9 protein-coding genes and 1 pseudogene are annotated in these 13228 nt (G+C 70.2%); 8 read left to right on the top strand and 2 right to left on the bottom strand.

Going from position 1 to position 13228, the window contains the following annotated elements:
- Nucleotides 1-56: 56 nt before the first annotated feature.
- Both OH735_RS07435 and OH735_RS07430 read left to right on the top strand, forming a co-directional pair.
- Nucleotides 57-1016 (top strand): helix-turn-helix transcriptional regulator, encoded by a 960-nt coding sequence (locus tag OH735_RS07435; RefSeq protein ID WP_406380506.1) that lies wholly within the window; start codon nt 57-59, stop codon nt 1014-1016.
- Nucleotides 1017-1516: 500 nt separating this feature from the next.
- On the top strand, nt 1517-1732 hold the full coding sequence (locus tag OH735_RS07430) for an I78 family peptidase inhibitor (RefSeq protein ID WP_406380504.1): 216 nt from the start codon (nt 1517-1519) through the stop codon (nt 1730-1732).
- A 114-nt stretch (nt 1733-1846) separates the two neighbouring features.
- Here the strand turns inward: OH735_RS07430 and OH735_RS07425 are convergent, their stop codons facing one another.
- The gene (locus OH735_RS07425) at nt 1847-2875 is read right to left on the bottom strand and encodes a phosphatase PAP2 family protein (RefSeq protein ID WP_406380503.1); all 1029 of its coding nucleotides are present in this window, start codon (nt 2873-2875) and stop codon (nt 1847-1849) included.
- Nucleotides 2876-3420: 545 nt separating this feature from the next.
- Here OH735_RS07425 and OH735_RS07420 point away from each other — a divergent pair.
- Nucleotides 3421-5127 (top strand): MFS transporter, encoded by a 1707-nt coding sequence (locus OH735_RS07420; protein ID WP_406380501.1) that lies wholly within the window; start codon nt 3421-3423, stop codon nt 5125-5127.
- A gap of 72 nt (nt 5128-5199) precedes the next feature.
- On the top strand, nt 5200-6411 hold the full coding sequence (locus tag OH735_RS07415) for an acyl-CoA dehydrogenase family protein (RefSeq protein ID WP_406380499.1): 1212 nt from the start codon (nt 5200-5202) through the stop codon (nt 6409-6411).
- Nucleotides 6412-6433: 22 nt separating this feature from the next.
- On the opposite strand, the gene OH735_RS07410 is transcribed toward OH735_RS07415, so the two are convergent.
- Nucleotides 6434-6874 carry a cell division protein SepF gene (locus OH735_RS07410; RefSeq protein WP_406380497.1) on the bottom strand — a complete coding sequence of 147 codons (441 nt, stop codon included), beginning with the start codon at nt 6872-6874 and terminating at the stop codon, nt 6434-6436.
- Between the two features lie 370 nt (nt 6875-7244).
- Between OH735_RS07410 and OH735_RS07405 the strand changes: the two are divergent.
- From OH735_RS07405 to OH735_RS07390, 4 genes and pseudogenes are all read left to right on the top strand, one after another.
- Nucleotides 7245-8458 (top strand): annotated as a pseudogene (locus OH735_RS07405) (hypothetical protein).
- Nucleotides 8459-8624: 166 nt separating this feature from the next.
- On the top strand, nt 8625-9440 hold the full coding sequence (locus tag OH735_RS07400) for a DUF1684 domain-containing protein (protein ID WP_406380495.1): 816 nt from the start codon (nt 8625-8627) through the stop codon (nt 9438-9440).
- Nucleotides 9441-9803: 363 nt separating this feature from the next.
- Nucleotides 9804-11702 (top strand): exo-alpha-sialidase, encoded by a 1899-nt coding sequence (locus OH735_RS07395; protein ID WP_406380493.1) that lies wholly within the window; start codon nt 9804-9806, stop codon nt 11700-11702.
- A gap of 423 nt (nt 11703-12125) precedes the next feature.
- Entirely contained in the window at nt 12126-13025 is a 900-nt protein-coding gene (locus OH735_RS07390; protein ID WP_406380491.1) for a S1 family peptidase, read from the top strand.
- Nucleotides 13026-13228: the final 203 nt, after the last annotated feature.

The raw sequence follows: 13228 nt of genomic DNA, 5'->3' as shown, positions 1-13228 counted from the left end.
CCGACCACAGGCGATCGCGGACGCAGGCTGTCCGCAACCCCTGGCAGACTCGCCCCATGTTGGAGACCTCGGCACGGCTGCTGCGCCTGCTCTCACTGCTCCAGGCACACCGGGACTGGTCGGGCGCCGATCTCGCCTCACGGCTCGGCGTCACCCCACGGACCGTCCGGCGTGACGTCGACAAGCTGCGCGAACTGGGCTACCCGGTCAACGCCAGCCCCGGCACCGGTGGCGGGTACCAGCTCGGCGCCGGTGCCCAGCTGCCGCCCCTGCTCCTCGACGACGAGGAGGCCGTCGCCGTCGCGGTGGGGCTGCGCACCGCGGCGGGCAACGGCGTCGAGGGCATCGGCGAGACGTCCGTACGCGCCCTGGCCAAGCTCGAACAGGTGCTGCCGGACCGGCTCCGGCGCCGGGTGAGCGCGCTGAACACCTTCACCGTGCCGTTGCTCCGGGGGCCCGGTATGTCCACCGCCGATCCGGGTGTCCTCACCGAACTGGCCGGAGCCTGCCGGGACAGCGAGCGGCTGCGCTTCGCGTACCGGGACCACTCCGGCTCCGTATCGCGCCGGACCGTCGAACCGCACCGGCTGGTGTGTACCGAGCGCCGCTGGTATCTCGTCGCCTGGGACCTGGACCGCGCGGACTGGCGGACGTTCCGCGCGGACCGGATCACCCCCACGCCGCCGCACGGCCCCCGATTCGTCCCCCGCGCCGCACCGGCCGAGGATCTGGCCGCCTATGTCTCGAAGGGGATCTCCACCACCGTGTACGCGAGCCGCGCGGTGATCCGGCTGAAGGCCGGGATCGAGCACGCGGCGGAGCGGATCTCGCCGTCCGCCGGGGTGCTGGAGGCGGACGGCGCCGACAGCTGTCTGCTGCGCACGGGGGCCCCGAGTCTCGACGTGCTGGTCTTCCACGTCATGTTCCTGGAGATCGACTTCGAAGTCGTCGAACCGCCGGAGCTCAAAGACGCGATCAGGGTGGCCAGGGACCGGCTGTCCCGGGCCGTGGACTGAGCGCCGCCACCGCAGCCGCCCTGGTGAGGGGATCCACAAGTGGGCCGACGGGTGGGCCGATCGGCGGCGGATCAGGGTCGGCCGGGACGGTTCGCCGGTGCGTCGCGGAGGTTCGAGCTGTCCGTTATACGGGCGGCAGCGGTCGGCTGTGGGAGCATCCCGGCCCATGGTGTGGATTTTGTTACGAGCAGATAAGGCTGCCATAAGGAAGCGTGAATTCCCGGTGGCATGTTCATTTACGCGGGTTATTCGGCGAGAGAATTCCGGTCGTTCGGAAGCGGGTATTCTGTTTTGTTTTCGGGGCTTCCGTGCAATAATTTTCCGGCTTGTGTGATTACTGTGTGTCGGGGTGTGGGCCGCACGTCGGGGTGGCGTGATGCGAGCGGCAGGCGTGTCGTGATCCTGTGACACAAGCGTGACCGGCAGGGGATATGGAGATGCCGTGCGGCGGCCGGTGCCCCGGCTTCCGCCGCGGTCCGCGGCCGCCTACGGTGAGAGGCATGGCACCCCTACCGACTCCTCCCGCCCAGCCCGACGACACACCCGGTGCGTACGTCGGCCTCGCCGTCGACGCGGCCGAACAGCGGGCCCGCAGGCAGGGCTGGACCAGCGTCAGATCCCTGCCGCCCGGCGCGATCATCACCATGGAGTTCCAGGCCGGACGGATCAACTTCGAGGTCGACGACGCCGTCGTCACCAGGTGCTGGGTGGGCTGAGGATCCCGGCGGCCCGGCCCCCGTACGGCGCGAAGGCCCCGACTCGGGTCGGGGCCTTCGCGCCGTACGGGGCAGCGGCTGTGCGTACCGGCCGTCCCACGACTTCCGGGGTGTTCAGCCGCCGGACACCGGGCGGGCCGGGGCCGTGCCGCCGCGTGGCGTACGGTCCGCGTGCGGCGGGCGGCGGCTGCCGGCCGGGGTGACGGGGCTCCGTTCCGAGCGCACCAGATGTGACGGGGGCGCCGGGTGCGCCCGCGAGCGGGCACCGGTGACCGTGCCCGTGGTGGTCGACGTGTGTCCTCCGGCGGCGACCGGCTCCAGCACCGGGGTCTCCGCCGTGGCACCGACCGGCTGCGGGAGCACCACGGGCCGGGGTCCTCCGGCCGCGACGGGCACGGAGGCAACGGGACGGCCGCGGCCGCGCAGGGCTTCGCGCTGGGCGAAGATCCAGGCCTCGGCCCGGGTGATCAGCGGCTCGACCCAGGGCAGACTCAGCAGGATCAGCAGCCCCGCGACCCAGCCGAGCAGTACATCGCTGAGCCAGTGCGTGCCGAGGTAGACGGTGGTGAGCCCGACGCCGAGCGAGACGATCGCGGAGACGGCCGACAGATAGCGCCTGGCCCTCGGGGTGGTCGCCAGATAGGCGAGGATTCCCCAGGTCACGACGGCGTTGGCGGTGTGGCCCGACGGAAATATATCGCCGCCGGCGAAGAGCTCCGCCGAGCCGATCTGGGTCGCGTAGTGCGGACCGAGCCGCCCCAGACCGATCTTGACCGCGCCGACCGTCACATTGAGCAGCAGCAGCGAGGCGCCGAGCGTCAGCAGGGGCCGCATCGTGTGCTGCCGCCAGGAGCGCCAGCCGAGCCAGCACGCGACCATGGTGGCGGTGGGGCCGCGCTGTCCGAGCACGATGTAGTAGTCGAGGAACGCATGGATTTCCGGCCACTGTTGATACGGCCGGAAGAGCATGACCTTCCAGTCCAGGGTCACCAGCCAGGAAGAGACCAGCACGGCCACGACGATGGCGAGATAGAACGCCAACGTCCCGCAGAAGAGAGCGATGCGGTGACGGCTCATCCGCGGCGGCTCTATCTTCGGCGGCTCCGGCTCCCGGTCCAGGCGGGCAAAGATGTCGGTACGCACCCAATCGACGTTACAGCGAGTTAGTGAGTGAACTGGTCGATCCGGTCTCTTTGTGATGACGATGTGATGTGGGCTATGTCTCGGCCGGTCCTTAATTCCTGATCCGAAGAAGTGCATCCCCGACTCTCCGCGCTATTGATTTCGCACTTATTTCGGAAGGGTGTTTGGGTGCGGACAGAAAAGCACAGGAGGCGCCGGTATGAATTTCTCCCGCTTCCCTGGGAGGTGAAGCGGACCGTATCCATCCGGTCACCGAACGCCTTCTGTGCGGGCCCGGCGCGTGCTCGCGGCATGACGCCGAGTACCTTCTGTGCCGGGTGCGGGGGGTCGTCCGTGCAGGTCCGAGGGGTCCCGAGCGGCGGCCCGGCGTGGCGTACCCCACACTTCAAGGGTCATCGAGGTATGAGGTGGACCACGTGTGAGTGCTCCGAACTCGCGTACGCTGACGGATCACTCGCCCGTCGATGCCGGGCCCCGGGAGGCAGCGAACCGCTGCGTTACCTGCTGGCCCGCCGAGCGCGAGGGACCTTTTGGGAGGTACATGCATGTCCGGGACGACCACAGCCCGATTTCGGCTGCGCTCAGCCGCCGACGGTGCCAACCGATGGGTCGTCCTCGTCGTTCTCTGCCTCAGCCTGCTGCTCGTCGCGCTCGATGCGACCGTGCTCCACGTCGCCGTCCCCGCCGTCACCGAGGACCTGCGGCCCAGCGCCGTGGGGCTGCTCTGGATCGTGGACGCCTATCCGCTGGTCTGTGCCTCGCTGCTGATCCTCTTCGGCACTCTGGGTGACCGGGTCGGCAGGCGCCGTATCCTGCTGCTCGGCTACGCACTCTTCGGCGTCGCCTCCGCGGCCGCCGCGCTGGCCGACAGTCCAGGCGTACTGATAGCGGCCCGCGCACTGCTCGGTGTCGGCGGCGCGATGATCATGCCCGCGACGCTGTCGATCCTGCGCCAGGTCTTCCCCGACCGGCGCGAGCGGGCCGTGGCGATCGGTGTCTGGACCGCCGTCGCCGCCGTCGGCGCCGCCACCGGACCCGTCATAGGCGGCTTCCTCGTCGAGCACTTCTGGTGGGGCTCCGTCTTTCTGATCAATGTCCCGCTGATGGCCCTGGTCCTGCCGGTCGGCCGCCTCCTGCTGCCCGAGTCGCGCGGCAGTGACGACGGCCCGTGGGACGTGCTCGGTGCGCTGATGGCCGCGGCCGGAGTGCTCGGTGTCGTCCTCGGGGTGAAGCGGGCGGGCACCGGCGAGGGGCTGCTGAGTCCGGCCACGCTGGTCCCGCTGCTGATCGGGGCCGTGCTGCTCATCGCCTTCGTACGGCGTCAGAAGCGCCGTGCGTATCCGCTGATCGACATCGGGATGTTCGCCAGGCCCACCTTCTCCACGGCGGTGGGCTGCATCGTCCTCGCGATGCTCGCCCTGGTCGGGCTGGAACTGATAGCCGTGCAGTACCTCCAGCTCGTCCTCGGCCTGAGCCCGCTGGAGACCGGGCTGCGGCTGCTGCCGCTCACCTTCGCGGCCATGGCCGCCGGCGCCACCGGCTCGTACACGCTGCGCCGCATCGGGCCGCGCCGGATGGTCGGCTGGGGCTTCGTGCTCACGGCCGCCTCGGTGCTGGTCCTGACGGCGATGGGGCAGCACGACCGGCCCGGCCTGCTGACCGCGGCCTTCGTCGCACTCGGCTTCGGGCTCCAGTCCACGCTCTTCGGGGCGTACGAGTCCATGCTCAGCGAGGCACCGGCCGACCGGGCGGGCGGAGCGGCGGCGATAGGGGAGACCTCGTACCAGCTGGGCGCGGGCATGGGGATCGCGCTGCTCGGCAGCGTCATGAACGCCGCCTACACTCCCGGACTCGCGAAACTTCCCGCGGAGGGGGTCCCCGCCGGGGACGGCGCGGCCGCCGCGAACTCGCTCGGCGAGGCCTACCAGGTGGCTGACCGGCTGGGCGGTCCGTTGGGCGAGGCGCTGCGCTCCACGGCCCGCCACTCCTTCATCGTCGGGCTGCACGTCACGCTGCTGGTCAGCGCTGCTCTGCTGCTGATCGGGGCGCTCGCCGCGCTCCGGCTGCCGCGGATGATGGAGTGCCTGACGCCGGTTCCCCGCGAACCTCACGAGGTCGACGCGAGCGAGACGCGGGAACTCCACGGTCCACAGGAGGCGACCGTCGCGGGCTGTGCGCGGCGGGCGCCGGCGATACCCGCCCGGCGCCGGCGACCCGCCGAGGCGACCGGCTCTGGACGAGCGGGACACTGAGCCGTAACGTCGGTACGACGCATAACTAACACTGCTAGTTTTAGCATCGTGCGAGCCGCCGGAGGCACCCTCATGTCCACCACTCCGTCCTCGAAGCTCCCGCCCTTCGACCCCGCCGACCCGATCGGCATCGACGATCTGCTCAGCGCCGAGGACCTCGCCATCCGTGACACCGTCCGCGACTGGGCCACCGACCGGGTCCTGCCGCACATCGCCGAGTGGTACGAGAACGGCGAGCTGCCCGGCATCCGCGAACTGGCCCGCGAACTCGGGTCGCTCGGCGCCCTCGGCATGTCCCTCCAGGGCTACGGCTGTGCGGGCGCCACCGCCGTCCAGTACGGGCTGGCCTGCCTGGAACTCGAAGCGGCGGACTCGGGAATCCGCTCCCTCGTCTCCGTACAGGGTTCGCTCGCCATGTACGCCATCCACCGCTTCGGCTCCGAGGAGCAGCGGCAGCAGTGGCTGCCGGGCATGGCGGCCGGCGAGATCATCGGCTGCTTCGGCCTCACCGAGCCGGACCACGGCTCCGACCCCGCCGGGATGCGTACGTACGCCAAGCGCGACGGCGAGGACTGGGTGCTCACCGGCCGCAAGATGTGGATCACCAACGGCTCGGTGGCCGGGGTCGCCGTCGTCTGGGCGCAGACCGACGAGGGCGGCGCGGGCGGCGGAATCCGCGGCTTCGTCGTGCCGGCCGGCACCCCCGGCTTCTCGGCGCCCGAGATCAAGCACAAGTGGTCCCTGCGCGCCTCGGTCACCAGCGAGCTGGTCCTCGACGAGGTACGGCTGCCGGCCGATGCCGTACTCCCCGGAGTCACCGGTCTGCGCGGCCCGCTCAGCTGTCTCAGCCATGCCCGGTACGGCATCGTCTGGGGAGCCATGGGCGCGGCGCGCGCCAGCTTCGAGTCGGCCCTCGACTATGCGAGGACCCGGGAGCAGTTCGGCAGGCCGATCGGTGGCTTCCAGCTCACCCAGGCCAAGCTCGCGGACATGGCAGTGGAACTGCACAAGGGCATCCTGCTCGCCCACCATCTGGGCCGTCGGATGGACGCGGGCAGGCTCCGCCCGGAGCAGGTCAGTTTCGGGAAGCTCAACAATGTGCGGGAGGCGATCGAGATCTGCCGTACCTCGCGCACGATCCTCGGCGCCAACGGGATCTCGCTGGAGTACCCGGTGATGCGCCATGCGACGAATCTGGAGTCGGTGCTCACCTACGAGGGGACCGTGGAGATGCACCAGCTGGTGCTGGGCAAGGCGCTCACCGGTCTCGACGCGTTCCGGTAGACCGGTCCGGCGAGCGCCCTGCTCAGCTCTGGTTGAAGAAGCCGTCGGCCCGCCGGCCGGCGGCTTCGCCGCTGACCACCTGGGTGTCGGCCGGGGTCAGCAGGAAGACCCGGGTGGCCACGCGCTCGATCGAGCCGCGCAGGCCGAAGGTCAGCCCCGCGGCGAAGTCCACGACGCGTTTGGCGTCGGTGGGGTCCATGGTCGTGAGGTTGACGATCACCGGGACGCCGTCCCGGAAGAGCTCGCCGATGGCCCGCGCGTCCCGGAAGCTGTCCGGGGTGACGGTGGCGATCCGGCGGCCCGTCTCCTGTGCCGTCTCGGAGGCCACCTGCACCCGGGGGTCGGTCACCCAGGCCTGACCGGTCCCGGTCTGCGCGCCCTCGGCGTACTCGTCGTCGTAGTACCGCTCGTCGTTGTCCTCTACGAGGCCCAGCCAGGCACTCGCCTTGCGCACCGATCCCATGGACGCCTCCTCTCACCGCGGTTCCGTGGTGTTCCGCATCTCTTTCGTGCCCCTATGGTCGTCCATGATGCGGATCGTGCGCCAAGTGGATAGTCGGCGCGCAGGGGATTCGTGACGGTACTGGTGCAGAAGATGTGGCGATTCGTCAAGGTTCCTCCTGCGTCAGGGGCCTGGAAGAAAGAAAATATGATGCGCCGGTCCGTACGGGTGATGTCGGGGACGTACGGGTGAACGGGACGCTCGATGCGATGCTCGTCGTGCGGGCGCGCACGAGCTCGGCGCACAGCTGAACGACTCTCGGGGGACCGTCGTGTTCGGAATCGTCAGGCCCTGTACGCATCGGTTGTCCGAGGGACTCGGAACCGAGTGGATGGCCCATCTCTGCGGACTCTGCCTCGCACTTCGCTCGGACCACGGGCAGTTCGCCCGGATCGTCACGAATTATGACGGCCTGATCGTCTCGGTCCTGACGGAGGCTCAGTCCGCACGCACCACCGGGTGGCGACGCACCGCGGGGCCCTGTCCTTCCCCAAGGTCTTAAGGAGCAGGGGAGACCCCATCCGCGCCATGCGCACCGCGCCGGTCGCCCGCGGCGAGGGCGCCAGGCTGGCCGCCGCCGTCTCCCTGGTACTGGCATCGGCGAAAGTACGGGACCACGTCGCCGACGGGGACGGCCTGTTGAAGCGCCGCCCGGTCGCCGCCGCCGCGCGCCGGGTCGCCGCTGGGTGGGACCGCGCGGGCGCCCGCACCGGCGCACAGCTCGGCTTCGATACGGCGCTGCTCGTCGACGCCGTCGACCGGCAGACCGGCATCGAACTGCTCACCGGCCCCGGCACCCCGCTGCTCACGGTCACCGAGCCCACCGAGACCGCCACCGCGGCCGCCTTCGCCCACACCGCGATGCTCGCGGGCCGGCCGCAGAACGCGGAGCCGCTGGCCGAGGCGGGCCGGCTCTTCGGGCGCCTCGCCCATCTGCTGGACGCCGTGGAGGACCAGGAAGCTGACGCCGCGTCGGGTGCCTGGAACCCTCTCACCGCGACCGGCACCTCGCGGGCCGAGGCCCGGCGGCTGTGCGGCGACGCGCTGCGCGGCGTACGGCTGGCGCTGCGCGACGCGGAATTCACCGACGACAAGCTGGCCCATGTGCTGCTGGTGCACGAACTGCGGCAGTCGGTGGACCGGGCGTTCGGCACCACGGCGTGCTCGCACCGGGCGGACGGCCTGGTCCTGGACGGAGCTGTCCCTCCGTCAGACACGCGACAGCGCGGGTCCTTCGGGCCGCCCCCGGGCAATCCGTTCGCACCGGGCCCCGGCAGCCCCGTCGGCCCGCCGCAGCCCCCGCCCGGGCCGCCGCGCGACCGGCGCGGGCTGATCGCCGGCTGCCTGGTGTGGGCGGAGCTGGCGTGCACCTGCCAGATGTGCTGCGGCACCTTCAACGACCCATGGAGCCATCAGCGCCGCGAGGGGCTGTGCAGCCAGTGCGGCTGCGGCGACTGCTGCGACGCCTGTGACTGCTGCGGCGACTGCGGGGACTGCTGCGATTCGTGCGACTGCTGCGACTGCGGGTGTGACTGCAGCTGCTGAGGCGCGGCTACCGGCGGCACGGGCCTGGCGGCGGGGCTTTGGACGACTTCGTCGACCGGGTCGTTCCGCTCCTCCAGGAGCGCGGTGTCTTCCGCTCCGCATACACCGGGCCCACGCTGCGGTCGCATCTCGGCCTCGCCGAGCCGGTTATGGAAGGCTTGGGCGCATGAGTACGGACGCACAGCAGCCACACGGTTCCGAGCAGGCGGCGCAGGACTGGAAACACTGGCACGAGGCGCGCACCGCCACGGTCGCCGCACCGTACGGACCGCTCTCCCTCACCGGCACCCACTGGCTCTCCGACTATCCGGACGGTCGCATTCCGTCAGTGCCCGGGGAGTGGCGGGAGGGCGGCGAGGAGCTGGTGCTCAGCGCCGCCGCCGCGGACGGCCTGACCGTCGACGGCGAGCCCTTCACCGGCCAGGTCCGCCTCACCGCCGACCGCGGCCCGATCGACGCCTCCCGTGTCGCGCACGGCGAGCGGCGGCTGGTCGTGCTGAGCCGCGAAGGGCTCTGGGCGGTACGGGACTTCGACCCGGACTCCGCCGCGCGGCGCGCCTTCCGGGCCGTCGAGGCCACCCCGTACGACGCCCGCTGGGCGCTGCCGGGCACCTTCCGCCCGTACGACACCGCCCGTACGATCCGGGTCGAGAACGCCGACGGGGTCGAGCGCGGCCTCGGACTCGGCGGTGAGATCGCGTTCGAGGCCGGGGGTACGGAGCACACGCTGCAGGTCGCGGTCGAGCCCGACGGCTCGCTCTGGGCGGTCTTCGCAGATGCCACCAGCGGGAACAGCAGCTACCGCTTCCGGTTCCTGCGGCCCGCGGCCCCGGCCGAGGACGGCAGTGTGACGGTCGACCTCAACCGCGCGCTACTGCCGCCCTGCGCCTTCGCGGACCACTTCATCTGCCCCTTCCCGCCGCCCGGCAACACCTTGCCGTTCGCTGTCGAGGCGGGGGAGCGGAACCGCGTCGACAACTGACGCTTCGCCATATCTCCCCAGGACAGCGCCCCCGGCAGCCCATGTGCTGCCGGGGGTTTCCGTGGTGTGGCCACCATGGGTGATTGCCCGGGGCTGGGCGGCGACCGGCCAGGCGACAGGACAGTTCCACCCAGGACGACGGCGGCCATCGTGCTCGGTACAGCTTCGCGTCGTCCACTCGCAGTCACCTGGCACCCTGAGTGTCGAAGGTGTGGCGTCTCATGTCCCCCGGACGGTAGTGGCGTCTGTAACCGTCAACGGAGTCCGCAACTGTGCGGAGGCTTCGCTTCTAGACATCAGACGTCTTATGCTTCGCGGAATCGGAAGGGCGGACTCCCTGCCGCCCCGAGCGAAAGGACAGCTATGTCCCGATTCCACCGAAGATTTCTCTGGCGAACCGGCCTGGCCGGGCTCTCCGCCGCCGTGGCGCTGACCGGAGTTGCGCCCGTGGCCGTGGCCGCGGCCGCCGAGCCGAAGTCGGACTTCGACGCCACACCTTCGCAGGCGGGCGAGCCCTTCTACGCGGAACAGCAGCTCGCGACCAACGGCGAGGGCGGCTTCCCCAACTACCGCATCCCGGCGCTGGCCGTCACCAACGGCGGCGACATCCTCGCCTCGTACGACGGCCGGCCCTCCTCGATGGACGCGCCTGGCCCCAACTCCGTTCTGCAGCGCCGCTCCACCGACGGCGGCAAGACCTGGGGCGAGCAGACTTTTGTCCACGAGGGCAAGGTCGAGGTGCCCATCACGGGCTACTCCGACCCGAGTTACATGATGGACCGCCATACCGGCGACGTTTTTAATTTCCATGTGAAGTCTTTCGACAAGGGCTTCGGCGGCTCACAGCCGGGCGTCGACCCCGACGACCGCAATGCGCTGCACGCCGAGGTCAGCGTTTCCCGCGACGAAGGCCGCACCTGGGAGCACAAGGTCATCACCGCGGACATCACCGACGACCTCGGCTGGCGGTCCCGGTTCGCGGCCTCGGGCCAGGGCATCCAGCTGAAGTACGGTGAGCACGCGGGACGCCTGATCCAGCAGTTCACGATCATCAACGGCGCCGGCGCCTTCCAGGCCGTGTCCGTCTACTCCGACGACCACGGCAAGAGCTGGAAGGCCGGCAAGCCGGTCGGCGTGGGCATGGACGAGAACAAGACCGTGGAGCTCTCCGACGGCCGTGTCATGCTCAACTCCCGTGACTCGCACCGCTCCGGCTATCGCAAGGTCACGATCTCCGAGGACGGCGGTGTCACCTATGGCGAGGTGACGATCGACCGCGAACTGCCGGACCCGACGAACAACGCCGCCATCGTCCGCGCCTACCCCAACGCACCGGAAGGCTCCGACCGGGCCAAGGTGCTGCTGTTCTCCAACGCCGGCTCCACCAGCCAGCGCGCCAACGGCACCATCCGGATGAGCTTCGACGATGGCGAGACCTGGCCGGTCAGCCGCGTCTTCCAGCCTGGCGGGATGGCGTACTCGACGCTGGCGACCCTGCCGAACGGCAACATCGGCCTGCTGTACGAGCCCGACGCCGGCAACGGCGGCATCCGGTTCGCCCAGTTCAGCCTCGCCTGGCTGCAGGGCGTCGCCGCTCCGCTCACCGTGACGGACGTCTCGGTCGAGCGCGGCAGCACGCAGTCCTTCGAGATCACGGTGGCGAACCAGAGCGGTGCCGCGCTCCATGTGAAGGACCTCGCCCTCGCGGTGCCGGACGGCTGGTCGTACGAGGTGGCGGCGCCTCACCGGATCCTGCCCGGCGCCTCGGAGGCGGTGACGGCCACCGTCACCGTCCCCGCGAGCGCGACCGGGAGCAGCTACCGGCTGACCGCCACGCTCACCGACGTGAAGGGCCGTACGTCACACGGCACCTTCATGGTCAAGGTGCCGAAGACGGAGGAGGAACTCACGCCGGGCCGCATCCTCGTGACTGGCGGCACGCTCACGAACCCGCAGACGGACGGCTACCAGGCCGACGACAAGCTGGTCTTCAGCTACACCGTCACCAACCTCTCGGACGCCGCCACCACGGTCGTGCCCAGCGGGAACCTCAAGGACTTCGACCCGAAGACCGACAGCCGCAACTGCCGCTATCGCACCCTGCAGGCGAACGCCTCGTACACGTGCGACTTTCCGTACCACGTCGTCACCCAGGACGACCTGACCGCAGGACACTTCACGCCGCGCTCGACGTGGACCTCGACCTCCGGTGACACGGTCACCGTGGTGGAGCACGACGGCGAACGCGTCGAGCTGGGCTGAGCTGACCGCTCAGCGACGCGCTGACCCCTGGTGAGGATCAGCCCTCGACGGGCTGATCCTCACCAACGGTTCTTCGAACCAGCGGTGGTCGATGCCGGGTCTTGCCGTCGGCGCACGCCTCCGTCCCCTCCAGAGGGCCAGCGGCGTGCCACTCCGGAGCCGGCGCGTCATGGACCCGGAGCGGCCGGCCGGCTGTTTGGGCGGCGGCTCGGGCGCCCCGGCCCTCATGCCCGATCGGGGCGACAAGTTCAGGCCAGAAGGCCCTCTTGCGCCAGAAGTTGATGTCTTGAATACTCCCGAGCAGCGCTTGTCAGGGGCACGGCATATTCGCAATGCGGACATGCGGCCGTGCGCATGACTGCGCCTCACGGGTCCGACCACCCCACAGGCGGACCCCCGATTTCCCCTCAGGAGGAATGAAAAGTGAGGATCAAGCGCACCACCCCCCTCAGCGGTACCGCGAGACGCAGCAGGGCCGTCGCCATCGCCGCCGGCCTTGTCGCCGTCGCCGCACTCGCCGTCCCCACCGCCCAGGCCGACACCAACACCACCTTCAGCGCCAACCAGCTCTCCGCCGCGAGCGACGCCGTGCTCGGCGCCGATGTGGCGGGCACCGCCTGGAACATCGACCCGGCGACCAACACCCTCGTGGTCACCGCGGACCGCACGGTCTCGCAGGCCGAGATCAAGCGGATCAAGCAGTCCGTCGGAGCCAACGCCGGCGCCCTGCGGATCGAACGCACCTCCGGGAAGTTCAGCAAGCTGCTCTCCGGCGGCGACGCGATCTACGCCCCCGGCTGGCGCTGTTCCCTCGGCTTCAACGTTCGCAGCGGCAGCACCTACTACTTCCTGACCGCCGGTCACTGCACCGACGGCAATCCGCCCTGGTACACCAACTCGTCGAACACGACCAAGATCGGCCCGACGGTCGGCTCCAGCTTCCCGGTCAACGACTACGGACTGGTGCGGTACGACAACACCGCGATCGACCACCCGGGCACCGTGGGCAGCGTCGACATCACCAGCGCGGCCAACGCCACGGTCGGGATGTCCGTCACCCGCCGAGGCTCCACCACCGGCATCCACAGCGGCTCCGTCACGGGCCTCAACGCCACGGTCAACTACGGCAACGGCGACATCGTCTACGGCATGATCAAGACCAATGTCTGCGCGGAGCCCGGCGACTCCGGCGGCCCGCTCTACTCCGGGTCCAAGGCGATCGGCCTGACCTCGGGCGGCAGCGGCAACTGCTCCTCCGGCGGTACGACGTACTTCCAGCCGGTCACCGAGGCGCTCAGCGCGTACGGGGTCAGCGTCTACTGACCCCCCGGCACCTGTCGTAGTACCCCCGAACAGGCAGTCGACCGAGACGGAGTCCCCGCCCGAATCCTGGGCGGGGACTCCCGTTCACCCCGCGGCTTTTGAGAGAATGTGGGGCAGGTCGGTCAAGCAGGAGCAAACGGGGGCGGATGCTGTGCCTCCCGGAGGGATGCCCTCCGGGGACCCCCGCAGACACCTCAGGGGGT

The sequence above is a fragment of the Streptomyces sp. NBC_01618 genome, from assembly GCF_045209435.1.
GTDB lineage: Bacteria > Actinomycetota > Actinomycetes > Streptomycetales > Streptomycetaceae > Streptomyces.
The sequence above is the reverse complement of the archived record's forward strand: the minus strand, read 5'-3'. Positions and strand labels throughout refer to the sequence as shown.

Excerpts from the sequence above, each read along its gene's own strand:
- OH735_RS07410 (WP_406380497.1), bottom strand. The coding sequence starts at position 6,874 with ATGGGATCGGTGCGCAAGGCGAGTGCCTGGCTGGGCCTCGTAGAGGAC.
- OH735_RS07420 (WP_406380501.1), top strand. The coding sequence starts at position 3,421 with ATGTCCGGGACGACCACAGCCCGATTTCGGCTGCGCTCAGCCGCCGAC.
- OH735_RS07400 (WP_406380495.1), top strand. The coding sequence starts at position 8,625 with ATGAGTACGGACGCACAGCAGCCACACGGTTCCGAGCAGGCGGCGCAG.
- OH735_RS07395 (WP_406380493.1), top strand. The coding sequence starts at position 9,804 with ATGTCCCGATTCCACCGAAGATTTCTCTGGCGAACCGGCCTGGCCGGG.
- OH735_RS07430 (WP_406380504.1), top strand. The coding sequence starts at position 1,517 with ATGGCACCCCTACCGACTCCTCCCGCCCAGCCCGACGACACACCCGGT.
- OH735_RS07435 (WP_406380506.1), top strand. The coding sequence starts at position 57 with ATGTTGGAGACCTCGGCACGGCTGCTGCGCCTGCTCTCACTGCTCCAG.
- OH735_RS07415 (WP_406380499.1), top strand. The coding sequence starts at position 5,200 with ATGTCCACCACTCCGTCCTCGAAGCTCCCGCCCTTCGACCCCGCCGAC.